The organism is Pseudomonas lalkuanensis (genome assembly GCF_008807375.1).
In the GTDB taxonomy this organism is placed as follows: domain Bacteria; phylum Pseudomonadota; class Gammaproteobacteria; order Pseudomonadales; family Pseudomonadaceae; genus Metapseudomonas; species Metapseudomonas lalkuanensis.
This window is the reverse complement of sequence record NZ_CP043311.1, coordinates 5,339,241-5,353,981: the sequence shown is the minus strand read 5'-3', so window position 1 is coordinate 5,353,981 and position 14,741 is coordinate 5,339,241. Positions and strand designations below refer to the sequence as shown.

Here is a 14,741-nt window from a genome sequence, read left to right as displayed (position 1 = left end):
GCTGAGCCATGGCATCACAAGACATCACCGCCCGCTCCGCCACCACCACCCCCATGCCGTCCGTGCGCGAGATGGACGAGGTGGCGAAGCTCATCGACGTCTCCAAGTGCATCGGCTGCAAGGCCTGCCAGGTGGCGTGTTCGGAATGGAACGACCTGCGTGACGAGGTCGGCCACAACCACGGCACCTACGACAACCCGGCGGATCTCTCGGCCGACACCTGGACGCTCATGCGCTTCACCGAGTACGAGCCCGAGGCGGGCAAGCTGGAATGGCTGATCCGCAAGGACGGCTGCATGCACTGCGACGATCCGGGTTGCCTCGCGGCCTGCCCGAGTCCCGGTGCCATCGTGAAGTACGCCAATGGCATCGTCGACTTCAATCAGGACAAGTGCATCGGCTGCGGCTACTGCATCACCGGCTGCCCCTTCAACATCCCGCGCATCTCGCAGAAGGACCACAAGGCCTACAAGTGCACCCTGTGTTCCGACCGCGTGTCCGTGGGGCTGGAACCGGCCTGCGTGAAGACCTGCCCGACAGGTGCCATCGTTTTCGGCACCAAGGAAGACATGAAGGAGCATGCCGCCGAGCGCATCGTCGACCTGAAGTCCCGTGGCTTCGACAACGCCGGCCTGTATGACCCGCCGGGTGTCGGCGGCACCCACGTCATGTACGTGCTGCACCACGCCGACAAGCCCTCGCTCTACGCCGGCCTGCCGGACGACCCGGCCATCAGCCCCATGGTCAGCCTGTGGAAAGGCGTGACCAAGCCCCTGGGCCTGCTGGCGATGGGCGTGGTGGCGCTGTTCGGTTTCTTCCACTACGTGCGGGTCGGCCCGAACAAGGTGGAAGAGGACGAGGCCCCACGCGGCGATGCGACGGTGCAGAAGGTCGATCCCAAGTCACCGAGTTGATGAGCCGTTTACGCCCTCTCCCACCGGGAGAGGGCCGGGGTGAGCGAAGCCTGCCCCGAGCATGGAGCCCGACATGAACAAAGACATCGAACGCTACACCCCCGCCGAGCGCAGCAATCACTGGGCGGTGGCCATTCTCTTCTTCCTCGCCGGGCTGTCCGGCCTGGCGCTGTTCCACCCGTCCCTGTTCTGGCTGAGCAACTTCTTCGGCGGCGGACCCTGGACACGCATCCTGCACCCCTTCCTCGGCGTGGCCATGTTCCTCTTCTTCATCTGGCTGGCCATGCGCTTCGCCCGCCACAACCGCTGGGAGAAGTCCGACAGCCAGTGGCTGAAGCAGTGGAAGGACGTGGTGAACAACCGCGAGGACCGGCTGCCGGAAGTGGGCCGCTATAACGCCGGGCAGAAAATGCTCTTCTGGGTCCTGCTGCTCAGCATGCTGGTGCTGCTGGCCACCGGCGTCGTGATCTGGCGGCAGTACTTCAGCCACCTGTTTGGCATCGACCTCATCCGTTTCGCCGCGCTGCTGCACGCCTTCGCCGCCTGGGTGCTGATCCTCAGCATCATCGTCCACATCTACGCCGGCATCTGGATCAAGGGCTCGGTCAGCGCCATGCTCCACGGCTGGGTCAGCAAGGGCTGGGCCCGCAAGCACCACGGCGCCTGGTACAAGGAGGTCAGCAAGGAGGAGGGCAAGCGCTGAACCGGATGACCTTTACCTGTAGGGGCGAATTCATTCGCCAAGCGGTCCGCAGGACTGCCTGACGCCCTCACAGCGGGCAGCTACGCTGCCCTATGGCGTACACCTATCTCGGACACAAGGAGTTCTGCGTGTCAGGCCGAATTCTCCAACCCGGCGAAATCGAAGCCGCCGCCAACATCCCGCCCTTCCTCAACCTGCCGGGCCGCGACCTCTTCACGGTGCGTGCCGCACGTCTGCGGCAACTCGCCAACGGCCATCCGCTGGCCGGCTACCTGCAGTTGGTCGCAGCACTCTGCGATGCCCAGCAAGAGGTACTGGACAACCCGCCACCGCTGCCCGGTCCGGCCCCCGAATCCCTGACCCGCAGCCGCGAACACGGCATGCCGCCCATTGCCTTCGAAGCCCTGGTACGCGCCGATGGTTGGCTCGCCGCCCTCGATGCGCTGCTGGCGCGCATCGATGTTCCGGCCAATGCCGCCGTGGCTGACGCCCTGAACCAGCTGAAAACGGCCGATGCAGCCCAGCGCAAGACCTGGGGCGTCGGCCTGCTGAGCGGCCAGTTCGACCTGCTGCCGCCCGCTATCGCCCCCTTCGTTGGCGCCGCCCTGCAGGTGGCCTTCAGTCACTGGCTGCTGGCCTTGCCTGAAGGGTCCATCGTCGAGAACGACGCCAAGGTCCTCTGCCCCGCGTGCGGTTCGCCGCCGGTCATCGGCATGATCCGCCACCGTGGCAAGCACAACGGCCTGCGCTACCTCGCTTGCTCCCTGTGCTCCTGCGAATGGCATTACGTGCGCCTGAAGTGCAGCCACTGCCAGGAGAGCAAGCACCTGGCCTATCTCTCCCTGGACCGCGAGGGGGTAAAGGGCGAAGAGGCGCCCATCCGCGCCGAGTCCTGCCCCAACTGCCAGGGCTACCTCAAGCATTGCTACCTGGAGTTCGACACCCAGGCCGAAGCCCAGGCCGATGACCTGGCCAGCCTCGATCTCGATGTGCGCGTGAGCGAAGAAGGTTACCTGCGTCGCGCGCCGAACCTTCTGCTGGCACCCGGTGGCGAATAAGCACCTAGACTTCAAAAGGAACCGATCGCCCCGTGCTAAGGAATGCCCATGTCGGCCGCTCGTCTGCCTTCTGTCGACCGCCTGCTGCGCAGCCCGGCCTGCGCTCCACTGCAACAGCGTTATGGCCGCGAGGCCCTGCTCAAGACCCTGCGCGACCTGCTCGACGAGCTGCGCGAGCCTGCACGTCATGGCCAGCTCGCGGCGGTTGAACTCACCGATGCCGTGCTGGCCGGCCGCGCCGGGGAACGCCTCGCCGTGGCCCATTCCAGCCGGGTGCGGCGGGTGTTCAACCTCACCGGCACCGTGCTGCACACCAACCTGGGCCGCGCTCTGCTGCCCGACGAGGCCGTCGAAGCCATCACCCTGGCCGCGCGTTACCCGCTGAACCTGGAGTTCGACCTCGCCACCGGCAAGCGCGGCGACCGCGACGATCTCATCACCGGCCTGATTCGCGAGTTGACCGGCGCCGAAGCGGTCACCGTGGTCAACAACAATGCCGCCGCCGTGCTGCTGGCACTGAACAGTCTCGGCGCGCGCAAGGAGGGTGTGATTTCCCGAGGCGAGCTGATCGAGATCGGCGGCGCCTTCCGCATCCCCGACATCATGGCCCGCGCCGGGGTGAAGCTGGTTGAAGTGGGCACCACCAACCGCACTCACGCCAAGGACTACGAAGCCGTCGTCAACTCACGCACCGGCCTGCTGATGCGGGTGCACACCAGCAACTACAGCGTGCAGGGTTTCACCGCCAGCGTGCCCACGGCGCAGCTGGCGGCCATCGCCCATGCCCATGGAGTGCCGCTGCTGGAAGACCTCGGCAGCGGCACACTGGTGGACCTCACGCGCTGGGGCTTGCCCAAGGAACCCACGGTGCAGGAGGCCCTGCGCGACGGCGCCGATATCGTCACCTTCAGCGGCGACAAGCTGCTGGGCGGCCCCCAGGCCGGGCTGATCCTCGGCAACAAGGAACTGATCGGGCGGATCAAGAAGAACCCGCTCAAGCGTGCCCTGCGTGTCGACAAGCTGACCCTCGCCGCCCTCGAAGCGGTGCTCGGTCTCTACCGCGACCCGGAGCGCCTCGCCGAACGCCTCACCACCCTGCGCCTGCTCAGTCGCCCACAGGCGGAGATTCGTGCCCTGGCCGAGCGCCTGGCTCCGGTGCTGGCCGCGCAGCTCGGTGCCACCTGGCGGGTGAGCGCGGAGGCGGCACTCGGCATGATCGGCAGCGGTGCCCAGCCGGTGGCACGCCTGCCCAGCGCCGCGCTCTGCCTGCGTCCGCAACAACCCAGGCGCCTGCGCGGCCGCGCCCTGCGTCAGCTGGAAGAGAACCTGCGCACCCTGCCCATCCCGGTGATCGGCCGCCTCGATGACGACGCCCTCTGGCTCGATCTGCGCCAGCTTGACGACGAACCGGCCTTCCTTGCCCAGCTGCCGCGGCTCTCGGGAGTGATCGAGTGATAATCGGCACAGCAGGGCATATCGACCACGGCAAGACGGCGCTCCTCAAGGCCCTTACCGGGCTGGAAGGCGACCGCCGCCCGGCCGAGCGCGAACGTGGCATCACCATCGACCTCGGCTATCTCCACGCCGACCTGGGCGATGGACGTCCCACCGCTTTCATCGACGTTCCCGGCCATGAACGCTTCGTCCACAACATGCTGGCCGGGGCCTGTGGCATCGACCTGCTGCTGCTGGTGGTCGCCGCCGACGACGGCGTGATGCCGCAAACCCGCGAACACCTCGCCATAGCCGAACTGCTGGGTATCCGCCGTGCCCTGGTGGCCCTGACCAAGATCGACCGCGTGGACGACAGGCGCCTCGCAGAGGTGCAATCCGAAGTCGCCGCATTGCTGGCGCCGGGGCCCCTGGCAGATGCCGAACTCTTCCCGGTAGACAGCCTGAGCGGCCGGGGCATCGACGCGCTGCGCCAGGCAATCCTGACAGAGGCCGCACGCCCCACCGGGCGGGGCGGTGACGGCCATTTCCGCCTGCCCATCGACCGAGCCTTCAGCGTTTCCGGCGCGGGTGTGGTGGTCACCGGCACCGCATTCGCCGGTCGGGTGAGCGTCGGCGATGAACTGGTCCTCAGCCCCTCTGGCCGAACCCTGCGCGTACGCGGCCTGCACGCGCGCAACCTGCAGGTCGAGGAGGCCGAAGCCGGCCAGCGTGTGGCCCTGAACATCACCGGCGAACGCCTGGCCCTGGAACACATCCATCGCGGCGACTGGCTGCTGGCCCAGCCACTGCTGGCGCCCACCACCCGCGTGGATATCGAACTGCGCCTGCTCCCAGGCGAAGCCCACGACCTCGCCCACTGGACCCCGGTGCATGCCCACCTCGGCGCCCAGGACGTCACCGGCCGCGTGGCCCTGCTGGAAGCGAACAGCCTGGCCCCCGGCCGCAGCGGCCTCGCCCAGTTGCTGCTGAATGCGCCCGTCCACGCGGTACATGGCGACCGCCTGGTACTGCGCGACCAGTCAGCCCAGCGCACCCTCGGTGGCGGCCGCGTACTCGACCCCTTCGCCCCGGCGCGTAACCGCCGCACGCCGGAACGCCTCGCCCAGTTGCAGGCATTGCGGGGCGATGGATTGGAAACGGCCCTGCCAACCCTGCTTGGCGTTGCCGACAATGGCCTCGACCCGCAACGGCTGGAGCGCCAGTTCAATCGACCGCGGAGCGGCTGGGCATTGCCCGCAGATGCCCTGGAAATCGCCACACGGCTGGGGCCGCGCCTGTTCGCCAAAGAGCGCTGGAATTCCCTGGGGCAGCAACTGCTCGCCGGGCTCGCGCGCTTCCACGCCGAACTCCCCGACGAACTCGGCCCGGACCGCGACCGCCTGCGCCGCTACGCGCTATCCGAACTGGAACGCCCCGTCTTCATCGCCTTGCTGGAACAGCACCTCGCCAGCGGCGACGTGCAATCCAGCGGCCCCTGGCTGCACCTGCCCGATCACCGCGTACAACTGAGCGACGCCGACGAAGCCTTGCGCCAACGCATCTGGCCACTCATGGAAGCCGGCCACTTCGATCCACCCTGGGTCCGCGACCTCGCCCGGGAACTGACCGTGGAAGAGGGCGCCATGCGCCAGCTGGAACGTAAACTCGCCCGGCTCGGCCTGCTGCACCAGGTGGTCAAGGACCTGTTCTACCCGGACCAGGCCATCCAGCAACTGGCAATGCACGCCCGGCAACTTCAAGACGAACAAGGCACCATCAAGGCCGCCGCCTGGCGCGACCACATCGGCATCGGCCGCAAACGCAGCATCCAGCTACTGGAATACTTCGACCGCATCGGCTTCACTCGCCGCATCGGCGACCAACGCAAGATCAGGGAAGACTCCGCCCTGGCCCAAGTGCCAAAGCCCTGATCAAAAGTTATGGAAGGCAAGCACGCCCGGTGGCGTGGCCGGGCTTCAAACCCGGTGGGGGACGGCAGCCGTTCCTGGGTGAGTTCGACTCTCACTGCCTTCCGCCAAATCACCCTCTAAAGGCCCCGGTATACGGGGCTTTCAGCTATTGAGGCGGTGCCGGTTCGGCTTGGGTGTCGAAGAAGTGTCGAATAATCTTGTTGAGCTTGGAACGAAAGAATGTTGTGTCACTGAGCCAGCGACCATGCGTTGATGGCGTAAAAGGCCGCAGCGTGGATGCTGCCGAGGCCGTTTGCGGTGACGCATTACATAGTGGTTGATGGGGGGCGTTGAGCCGCCAGCATCTCCAACAAACGAGTGAGAGTCATGCCGACATTGCAGGAACTACAAGCGCCAATCGACAGGAAAATCGTCGAGGAACTAATTGCCGCTACGCCCGAGACATGGAATTCCGCTGATATGGTTGTTTCGCGGGAGCAAACGGGAGCGCAGGAGCGGATGACCATCGTCATTAGTAGCCCGGAAGGAAAAAGAGATCTCATCGGCCCAACTGACGAAATGTACGAGGGCCTGTACCAGCTTTCTGATGCTCACTTAAAAGCAGGTACGCTCTGGAAGAAAGTGACGTACTGGGTGGGCCTTGATAGTCAGGGGGAGTGGCAGTATCGGGTGGATTTCGAATACTGAAGCCCCTTTATCAACGCCAAGTTCGTCACATGGTCGAGCCATCAGCACCATAGAGGTGCCTGAAATCCCGAATCGGCCCAAGGCTGATCACGTCTCGCAGGTATTCCGGGGCCAGGTGTGCATAGCGCATCGTCATGTTCAGCGAGGCGTGGCCCAGGATCTTCTGCAGCGTGAGGATGTTGCCGCCGTTCATCATGAAGTGCGACGCAAAACTGTGGCGCAGGACGTGGCTCTTCTGGCCGGCAGGTAGATCGAGGCCAGACATTTTCACCGCGAAGTCGAAGCTGTCACGGCAGTTGGTGAACAGGCCGTGGCGGGTGAAGTGTTCCTGGATGCAGTCCTGCAGGGCGGCGTCGATGGGCACCGAGCGGCGGCGCTTGGACTTGGTGTTCACGAAGTGCACTGCACCATCCTTCACACGCTCAGGGCGCAGCCCTTGGGCCTCTCCCCAGCGGCACCCGGTAGCCAGGCAGATGGTCGCAACCATCGCGGTATGCGGCGTGCGGCAGTGTTCGCGGATGGCGTTGAACAGCACCTCGATCTGTTCCCGGCTCAGGTAGGACAGCTCCCGCTCCTGGAGCTTGAGCGGCTTCACCTTGGCCAGCGGGTTGGAGTAGTCGATCTCCCCCAGCTCCTGGAGGATGTTGAACACGGCGCAGAGGTGGCCGAGCTGGGTGTTCACCGTCTTGCCGGTAATGCCGGCTGCAAGGCGCTTGGCTCGGTACTCGGTGTATTGGGCGCCACTTAATCGGCAGGCGATGGGGTTGCCCATGCCTTCGGCCATGCGCCGCAGTACCAGCTCGGTACGGTAGATGTCCGACAGGGCGTGGCCGTGGAGCAGACGCCAGCGATCGATCAGTTCCAGGAGCCGTCGTGTGTCCTTGGGGCGCGGTGACCAGTCCGGGGTTTCGATGCACTTGGCCCGGCAGGTCGCTTCGAAGCGTTGCGCCTCACCCTTGGTCTTGAAGGTCTTGCGGAACCGGCGGCCCTTGATCGGTTCGGTATCGACTTTCCAGCGGCCGTCCGGCAGTTGCTCGATGGCCATCAGACCGCACGCCCCCATCGGACGACGCGTTCCTCCAGGAGCTGTTTGATGCGCTTGTAGAGGGCCCGTTCATCCATGCCCTTGTGGGCGTAGTGGTCACGGATCACCGGCCAGCACTCCCAATTGCGGAGGCTGGCAAAGGCCTTTTTTGCCCCAACCCGTTCACGCGCCACCAGGCTGATGAAGTTGCCGATGAACAGGTCGACGTTCTTCCCGGAGAAGCCCTGCGAAGTCTTGTAGTGACGCTTGTAGTGGGTACGCCCGGCGAGGGACACGGCCGGCACGGAAACCTTCGTGTCCTGGCGCAGTAAGGTCCAGAACGCATCGAACACGCCCTTGCTGGAGCACAGGCGGAAGGATTCCAGGCCGTACTGGAACAGCCCGTCCAGGTGCGGGGCAAGGTCGCGGTAGGTGCGGCTGTCGATCATGGCGCCGGTGTCCATGCTGGCCGAGCCGTCGGCAAACTGCTGGACGATGGAGTGATGGAAGCGCAGCTCCACGCGCCACACCGGGGCCTTGGCGTCGTAGTTCTGGTCGTCGTCCGGGGCGAAGGGGTTGTCCATGGTCTTCCAGACCGACTGCCAGTAGTCGAGCTTGTCGATGCTGTAGGCCTGCAGGGTCTTGTCGTAGATCGCGAGCTGCATGCCCGAGGCGGAGCCGAACAGGAAGGACTGGCCGTTGCCGTAGGAGACGGCTTCCCCGTCATAGAAGATCTCGTTGATGCCGGTGATGCTGCGACGGGTACGGGCCCGGCACAGGAGGCGATCCATCAGGTCCTTCGGCGGTTGCCAGCCTTGTACGTCCAGGGCGAGGTGGACGGCGCACTGGTTGGCCTCCATGCACTCCAGGGCGGCCTTGGCGAAGCGGTCCATCCACTCCTGCAGCACGTCGGGCGGGCTCGATTGGATCGCGTGGGGGCTGACCTCGATCTTCATGTGCGCGCCGATCACATCGGCCTTCACGTTGAAGTTCTTCAGCAGCAGCACAAAGCCCAGGTCGTTGTTCTGCAGCTTGTACTGGTAGCCGGAATCCCGGCTCACGCGCCCTGCATGCCACTGGTGCCCGGCAAAACTGACCAGACCGCTTTCCTCGAACAGGGCCAGGACCTCGGGGCGGACCATGCCCCGGTACAACTGGCGCACGGTGTCGACGCGACAGCCCAACAGGCGGACCTTCGACAGGTTGGTCATCCGGGCTGCCTTCGGGTAGAAGAACAGACGGGAGTTCCGGCACTCCTGGCCGGTCTGCAAATCGACGCGAATCTGGTCTACGGCTTTTCTCATGTCGTCAAACTCCATGAAATGACACGAATTGAAACGGCGTTAAGCCATTGATAGGACGTGCTACAGGGACGTCCTGACGACCGCTTGAGCGCGGGTCCCACCCGCACGCGGGAGCCCTCCCGCGCTCACGCGTTTGCGCGGTACGCGCTGCGCGCGTATCCGTGCAAAACGCGTGTGCGCTCGGGTATTCACACAGTTCCCGGGGAGGGCTTGTCGAGGTCATCGAAGGGAAGTCGCCATCTGGCCAGCAGGGGAACAGCAGGCTTTCCGGCGCAGGCGGTGGGGGCAGGAACTGCAGCGGGGGAAGAACGGCCAAGGCGGCCAGGAAGCACATCGCGCCCAGCAGGGCCGTGTAAACACCAAGGGCGCTGCCCTTGTCATCCCGCTCTTGCCGCCGAGGGCTCGGGAGCGCGGGGCGGTGAAGCTGCCCCACACTCCCCAGCCGAGGCTGTTCGGGCAGGAGGGTGGTCAAGGGTGCGCTGCGCCCGTGCTTCCGTTCGCCGGAACGGTGGAGCTGTTCCGACGAGCCGGGAGCGCGGCCCCTGACCGGATCAGGCCGCCGAGCGCGGGGGAAGGCTGATCGACGCCTTCCAACTGGCGGCGGTGCAGCGTGGTCAGGGTACGGATATCCGACCAGAAGATTTCACTCGGGAACGGCTCTTCCCGAAGCGCGTTGAAGACCAGGAAGTGACCTTCCTTGACCAGGTCCGGCACCGGCATCACCACGCCTACGACGTGGAAGCAGCGCCAGAGGGATTCCGGCTCGTCTTCCAGGATCAGCTCCACCATCACGGTCTGGCCGATGAAGGCAGCCGCATTGCCGGCATTCAGGGTGACACGGCGGCTAGTCATTGGCGTAATCCCCCTCATCGAACTGGTCCTTGCCTTGCTCCAGGTCCTGGCACAGGCGCTCAAGGTTGATCACTTGAGAGCCGGCCATGCGCACGGCGGGAACGGTGCCGGTCTTGATCCAGCCCATCACGGTGTCGTCAGACACGCCGCACATGCTGGCGAAGGCTTCCGGGCTGCACACCGCGTCGTAACGGCCAGCGGGCAGGTTGTTGAGGTTGAGGGATTCGTTGTTGCCGTTCATGCGGTCCACTCCTGTTCCAGAAGCCATTGGCGGAGCAGGGCGCAGTTCACCATGCGCAGCTTGCCGAGCTTCACTGAGGGGATGATTCCCCGATACACCCAGGCGCGAGCGGTGTCGCAGGTGACACCGTTGCGGTCTGCCCAGGCGGCGATGGGTTCTACGTCCTGTTGCGGGCCGACCAGGTTGGTCGGGGAGAGCTCTTCCAGTTCCATGCTCATTCCGTCACTATTCGTGCCGATGCACTCTCTGTGTATTTCCCGGGTTCTGAATGGTGGTTCAGAATCGGAGTGTAAATATTGAACTTGCGAGCACAGGGTAGCAGTTCAGATCAAGAGTTCAACTATTGAGCTCATCTGGCACGATTGAAATATGGAATCGATTCAGGAAAGGGCTATAGCGCTTATCTATAAGGCTGGCTTAGATAACCTGGTCCGGGAATCCGAGATCAACTACAGCCGGTGGAAGAACCTGCGCCACAGAAAAGCCCGGATGAGCACCGAAGAAATGGAAGTCCTGGTGCGACTGTATCCGAGCTATGGCCTTTGGCTGGCTACCGGGCAGGTCGCGCCGGAGGCGGGGCAGACTAGCCCTGCCTACGACGAAGCCCATTCAAACTTGCCAACTCCCAACGCGGGATAGAAATCACCGCCACGGTAGCGGACCGCTGGTTCTCCCGGCGGTCCAGGACCGCTTGAACTCACCTCGCTCCGCTACCTCACGGCGGAGCAACCAATTCCTCAACGATCAACATCTTCGCGGGCGCTCGAACGATCAGCCGCACCGTGTTGCCCTGGATCGACGCAACCTCGATCTCTATCCCGTGAGTGAGCAGCAGCCGCATCAGCTCCTCACTCGCCCTGCCTTCCAGGATGTTCAGCGACAGAACATCGCCCTTCCGACACTCACCTTCGTGGACTTGCATGGGGTTCTCCTCGTGCGATTGACGGGAGGAGAGCACATCGAGTTGGAAGTACGTGATGAAGTGCCAACATTCGGACTCTTCCTGCGAATTAGCTGGAAAGTCGTTGAACAGAAACGGCTGGCCAACTACCTTCATCGCTATCAGCGAGCTTCCCAATTTGCCGCTCGGTATCTGCAGGGACGCTTCAAGGAACAACCGAAGAAATTGCTCCTGGAGGGCTAGATGGCACATGCCAAGGGAGGCTTAGTAATTGGTCAAGGATGAACTTCTCAACCCCATGATCTTAGCGATTAACTTAATTTGGCTTATGCTGCTATTGGGCGTAGCTGTTTTCTATTTTATCGCCATGTTGCAGGTGTACAACTTAACCTCAAATAAGGCCAGTGTGTTTTTGGGTGCATGGTACTTAAACCCCGGTGACTATGAAGTTCCTGAGGGGAGGTCCTGCTGTCGAAGAGGGGCGTTATGCGCACTTGTGCTAACTGCTCTTATTGTTCTTAGAGGGTTCTTCTGGGGTGAATTCATTGGTCTCATGTTTAAGCAGTTGCCTCGATGAGTGCGGTGGATGATCCTCTTCAGAATCATGCGACTACCAAAGTGGGAGTAGGTCCTGCGATCGGCGCCAAGGCGACCGGATCTGGCGTTGGTGTTGTAATTCCTCTGGAGTAAAAATGATATTTGGATTGGCTTTTATAGCTTTGCTGCTCACTGGCTCCTTTGGAATGATAAAGTGCCTGACGATAAAGGGTGAGCTGGAGCAGGCCCTCAAGGAAGCAAAATTAACAGGGCAAGAATTTTATTCTTCCGTTCCGCTGCAGATTAATTTATATAGAGATTCTGCATCAAAAGGAATTACTTCAGAGAAACAGGGCGTAATTAAGAGTTACGTCCATGCGGAAGTCCTCTCGGTTGCAGCATTTTCCTGTATTGTTATCTTGCTTGCACTTGTAAAGTAATGCTTGCGGAAAAATGGGGCAGATTTATTTGATTGCTCTAGTATTAGTTAAATCGCTTTTAGAATTGTGAAAATAAATCTTTCCCCTTTTGCTGGAAAATGGTTTTCGATAAAGCGGAAGTAGGCGCATATGTTTATTCTGACCAAGGATTTGGCTATTGTTGCAGATGCGGCGGCTGCATGGACGGGATATGAGCGATACTTGCTCTCATTGAAAGATCGACTGCCTTCTGAAACGTATGAATTTGCAATTGCAGACTGGCACTACGACCCCAGAGATCACCGCTGTCCGCACGACGCGTGGGTCGAAAACTTTGAGCTTGCCGAGATAAGCAGCGGTCCACGGAGCGAGATTAGAAGTCTTCAGTTGACGGTTACTCTTCTAGGCGCCTATCACGACGGTAATATCAAGATTGAGTACCGTGATGTTGCTAGTTGCAATGTCGCTACCAAGGGCGGTAAGCACGGCGACTGGCTTTATGATGAGGTCAGGATCTCAGACTGCGGCCTGGTCATTCATGAGGTGGAACTGCAAAATTCTCACTGGATGATTGAGTGCAAGAGCATCGAGTACCGTTGGTTGCCGTTCGTTCCAGGCAGTCGCTGATCGGATTTGCTGCAGATGCGAAGAGTAGAGAGAATAAATCTGTCCCCTTTTTGTTGTTTTTCTGCTTTGACTGGAGGTGGCTATGGAGGTCTACGTCCGATTGATCGCATCTAGCGAAACTTTTAGTCCTGATGAAATATTCAATAGGTTAGGTGTTCGTGGCGACAATTATTGGTGTACCGGTGAGCTTCGGCGAGGGACTTTGCTTCGCGAGAAGGATAATGGATTGGCTTTCAATTCAACGGCGGCGAAAGATTCCGATCTTGATTCACATATAAGAAGCTTTGCGGATTTGCTTGCGGGCTCAGAGCTTAAGTTTGGCGAGTTTTCAAGGATTCCTGGGTGTGCGGTTCATATATCGTGTTCAATTTACTTTAGGGATGTTCCACCTTTGTCGTTTGATTCTGATCTTGTTGGCTGGATGGAGGCGATAGGGGCATCTTTAGATATTGATCTTTACCCTTTGTCGAACGCAGGTGCATAGGGGGCGGATTTGTTTCTGTTCTTAAGTACGCGAAGGGCATTCATGCAGGTAGGCGCTGAGGCGTCTGCAAAAACAAGGATGGCTGATATGACTGCCTTGAAACTGAAAGCAATCGCGGTGGTGCTTTGTATAAGTGCGGCAAGTTATTCGTTTGCTGATAGTTGCGCAGAGGTATTTTTTGTAAGTTTTGGCATCGAGCTGTACATGCCTAAAGCAGAAGATACGATTGAGGTCACAGCATTTGAGCATCTATATGTTAAGTCGGAGTATTTGGAGCGTATTGCAGTTGGTCGCTCAAATGATAGCGCCCAAAAGAAATATCAGCCGAATAATACGCGTGCTTTGGTGAGGGGGAATGGGCAAGAATATTTCATAGATCGGGATGGTGTGATGCGTCACGCGAATAAGTTTTACCAGATCGATAGCCAAGAGTTTGAAGGAATGCTCGCCAAGGAGTGCAAGGAAAATTAACAGCTTCCCTGTGAGATGGTCGTTTTTGGTCCTTGCTCTGTTCATTTCGGGGTGCGGCTTTTCTGAGTGTGGAACTGAAGTAATTGGGCGGGAGTTGTCTCCAAGTAATAAGCTTGAGGCGCTAATATTTGAAAGGAATTGCGGGGCAACAACCAGCTTTGTTCGCGGTGTAGCTGTATTCGACAAAGATAGCGAAAAAAGAAGCGGGGAGGGTGTAGATGTATTCCTCGTTGAGGGGCGATCAGAGATAACTGTTGAATGGTTGTCCGATCAGAATCTCACCATCGACTACTCGGGGACAGGGATGCCGCCGTTCACTCAATTGCGGAACTGGCAAGGCGTGCGCATCGAGTACAAGTAGCTTTCGTTTTGGGGCTACTGCTGCCACTGATATTGTGTCGAAAAAGTGTCGAAATCATCGACAGGGAAAGGCTCGAATCGCCACATCATCCCGCCTGAAATTCCAGCAATGCCAGGCATTGCCACGCAACGAGCCACCTATTTTTAGAGTTCGACTCTCACTGCCTTCCGCCAATTCCCGTTCACTCTTCAGAGAGCAGGCCGTCCCCCACCCGCCAGGACGGCCGAAGGGCACACTTGGCTCCCGCCGACGGACGGTCATCCCAAGTGAATGCCGGGCCCTTGCGGCGGTCATGGGCGCTCAGCACTATTCGCAGCAGTTCACTCGGGAGTTGATCCGCTCTCCGGGAGGCACAGCAAGAGCATCACTGCAAAAGAAGAGCACCTCCAAGAAGGTGCACTTACGCACAGCGACCATTAGGAGTTGATATGACCATTCGATTCGCACTGGGTAGTGCGCTGGTGCTCATGGCAAGCGTTTCGTTTGCCGCCGCCCCGGCCGCCAAGAAGCCGAACAGTGACAACTACTACCTGAACTGGCAGGAGCGTAACGGCGCCATCGCGCTGGATACCGTGTGCAGCAAGAACGAGAAAGGCTCGACGCAGTTCCGTAATTGCCAGAAGCACGCCCAGGTGGTGTTCCGCAACTCGTGTACCCAGTCGAAAGACCCGGCCAGCAAGTGGTGCGTTGCGCAGAGCCAGTACAAGCCCTGAGTTCGTATCGGTAGCGGGGGAGAAGCTGAGCTTCGACCCGCTCCCCCCTTCCCCATTGCTCTCCCGACCGTTGGGTAGAG

18 protein-coding genes and 1 tRNA gene are annotated in these 14,741 nt (G+C 60.9%); 13 read left to right on the top strand and 6 right to left on the bottom strand.

The genetic code is table 11. From position 1 onward, the window contains the following. Positions 1-8: 8 nt before the first annotated feature. From fdxH to FXN65_RS24740, 7 genes are all read left to right on the top strand, one after another. Positions 9-914 carry a formate dehydrogenase subunit beta gene (fdxH, locus tag FXN65_RS24770; RefSeq protein ID WP_151137384.1) on the top strand — a complete coding sequence of 302 codons (906 nt, stop codon included), beginning with the start codon at positions 9-11 and terminating at the stop codon, positions 912-914. A gap of 73 nt (positions 915-987) precedes the next feature. Next, positions 988-1,617, top strand: a complete 630-nt coding sequence (locus FXN65_RS24765) for a formate dehydrogenase subunit gamma (protein WP_151137382.1) — start codon at positions 988-990, stop codon at positions 1,615-1,617. 128 nt (positions 1,618-1,745) lie between these two features. Beyond that, positions 1,746-2,675 (top strand): formate dehydrogenase accessory protein FdhE, encoded by a 930-nt coding sequence (gene fdhE / locus FXN65_RS24760; RefSeq protein WP_151137380.1) that lies wholly within the window; start codon positions 1,746-1,748, stop codon positions 2,673-2,675. Positions 2,676-2,723: 48 nt separating this feature from the next. Continuing rightward, positions 2,724-4,130 carry an L-seryl-tRNA(Sec) selenium transferase gene (selA, locus tag FXN65_RS24755; RefSeq protein WP_151137377.1) on the top strand — a complete coding sequence of 469 codons (1,407 nt, stop codon included), beginning with the start codon at positions 2,724-2,726 and terminating at the stop codon, positions 4,128-4,130. Further along, a complete protein-coding gene (selB, locus tag FXN65_RS24750; RefSeq protein WP_151137375.1) occupies positions 4,127-6,040 on the top strand; it encodes a selenocysteine-specific translation elongation factor in 1,914 nt (637 codons plus the stop codon). Before selA ends, selB begins: the two co-directional genes overlap by 4 nt. 11 nt (positions 6,041-6,051) lie before the next feature. Then, a tRNA-Sec gene (locus FXN65_RS24745) sits at positions 6,052-6,147 on the top strand. Positions 6,148-6,406: 259 nt separating this feature from the next. Then, positions 6,407-6,727: a hypothetical protein gene (locus FXN65_RS24740; RefSeq protein WP_151137373.1), complete on the top strand. Its 321-nt coding sequence runs from the start codon at positions 6,407-6,409 to the stop codon at positions 6,725-6,727. Positions 6,728-6,752: 25 nt separating this feature from the next. Here FXN65_RS24740 and FXN65_RS24735 read toward each other — a convergent pair whose 3' ends face one another. The 5 genes from FXN65_RS24735 to FXN65_RS24710 form a co-directional block, all read right to left on the bottom strand. After that, positions 6,753-7,772 carry a phage integrase gene (locus FXN65_RS24735; RefSeq protein WP_151137371.1) on the bottom strand — a complete coding sequence of 340 codons (1,020 nt, stop codon included), beginning with the start codon at positions 7,770-7,772 and terminating at the stop codon, positions 6,753-6,755. Then, positions 7,772-9,055 (bottom strand): hypothetical protein, encoded by a 1,284-nt coding sequence (locus FXN65_RS24730; RefSeq protein WP_151137369.1) that lies wholly within the window; start codon positions 9,053-9,055, stop codon positions 7,772-7,774. The genes FXN65_RS24735 and FXN65_RS24730 overlap by 1 nt, the downstream gene beginning before the upstream one ends. Before the next feature lie 468 nt (positions 9,056-9,523). Continuing rightward, positions 9,524-9,907, bottom strand: a complete 384-nt coding sequence (locus FXN65_RS24720) for a hypothetical protein (RefSeq protein ID WP_151137367.1) — start codon at positions 9,905-9,907, stop codon at positions 9,524-9,526. Then, the gene (locus tag FXN65_RS24715; protein ID WP_151137365.1) at positions 9,900-10,148 is read right to left on the bottom strand and encodes a MerR family transcriptional regulator; all 249 of its coding nucleotides are present in this window, start codon (positions 10,146-10,148) and stop codon (positions 9,900-9,902) included. The genes FXN65_RS24720 and FXN65_RS24715 overlap by 8 nt, the downstream gene beginning before the upstream one ends. Beyond that, a complete protein-coding gene (locus FXN65_RS24710; RefSeq protein WP_120654973.1) occupies positions 10,145-10,360 on the bottom strand; it encodes a MerR family transcriptional regulator in 216 nt (71 codons plus the stop codon). The genes FXN65_RS24715 and FXN65_RS24710 overlap by 4 nt, the downstream gene beginning before the upstream one ends. A 157-nt stretch (positions 10,361-10,517) precedes the next feature. Between FXN65_RS24710 and FXN65_RS24705 the strand changes: the two genes are divergently transcribed. Continuing rightward, complete coding sequence (locus FXN65_RS24705; RefSeq protein ID WP_151137363.1) at positions 10,518-10,787, top strand: hypothetical protein; 270 nt, start codon at positions 10,518-10,520, stop codon at positions 10,785-10,787. Between the two features lie 76 nt (positions 10,788-10,863). On the opposite strand, the gene FXN65_RS28105 is transcribed toward FXN65_RS24705, so the two are convergent. Next, positions 10,864-11,070, bottom strand: a complete 207-nt coding sequence (locus FXN65_RS28105; RefSeq protein WP_212632321.1) for a carbon storage regulator — start codon at positions 11,068-11,070, stop codon at positions 10,864-10,866. A gap of 671 nt (positions 11,071-11,741) precedes the next feature. Here FXN65_RS28105 and FXN65_RS24695 point away from each other — a divergent pair. The 5 genes from FXN65_RS24695 to FXN65_RS24675 all read left to right on the top strand — a co-directional run bounded on the left by FXN65_RS24695 (position 11,742) and on the right by FXN65_RS24675 (position 14,661). Then, on the top strand, positions 11,742-12,026 hold the full coding sequence (locus FXN65_RS24695) for a hypothetical protein (protein WP_151137359.1): 285 nt from the start codon (positions 11,742-11,744) through the stop codon (positions 12,024-12,026). A gap of 129 nt (positions 12,027-12,155) precedes the next feature. Then, positions 12,156-12,632, top strand: coding sequence for a hypothetical protein (locus FXN65_RS24690; RefSeq protein WP_151137357.1), 477 nt, complete (start codon positions 12,156-12,158; stop codon positions 12,630-12,632). 82 nt (positions 12,633-12,714) lie between these two features. After that, positions 12,715-13,116 carry a DUF4279 domain-containing protein gene (locus tag FXN65_RS24685; RefSeq protein WP_151137355.1) on the top strand — a complete coding sequence of 134 codons (402 nt, stop codon included), beginning with the start codon at positions 12,715-12,717 and terminating at the stop codon, positions 13,114-13,116. 87 nt (positions 13,117-13,203) lie between these two features. Beyond that, on the top strand, positions 13,204-13,587 hold the full coding sequence (locus FXN65_RS24680; RefSeq protein ID WP_151137353.1) for a hypothetical protein: 384 nt from the start codon (positions 13,204-13,206) through the stop codon (positions 13,585-13,587). A 789-nt stretch (positions 13,588-14,376) separates the two neighbouring features. Continuing rightward, positions 14,377-14,661 carry a hypothetical protein gene (locus FXN65_RS24675; protein WP_151137351.1) on the top strand — a complete coding sequence of 95 codons (285 nt, stop codon included), beginning with the start codon at positions 14,377-14,379 and terminating at the stop codon, positions 14,659-14,661. The last annotated feature ends 80 nt before the right edge of the window (positions 14,662-14,741 follow it).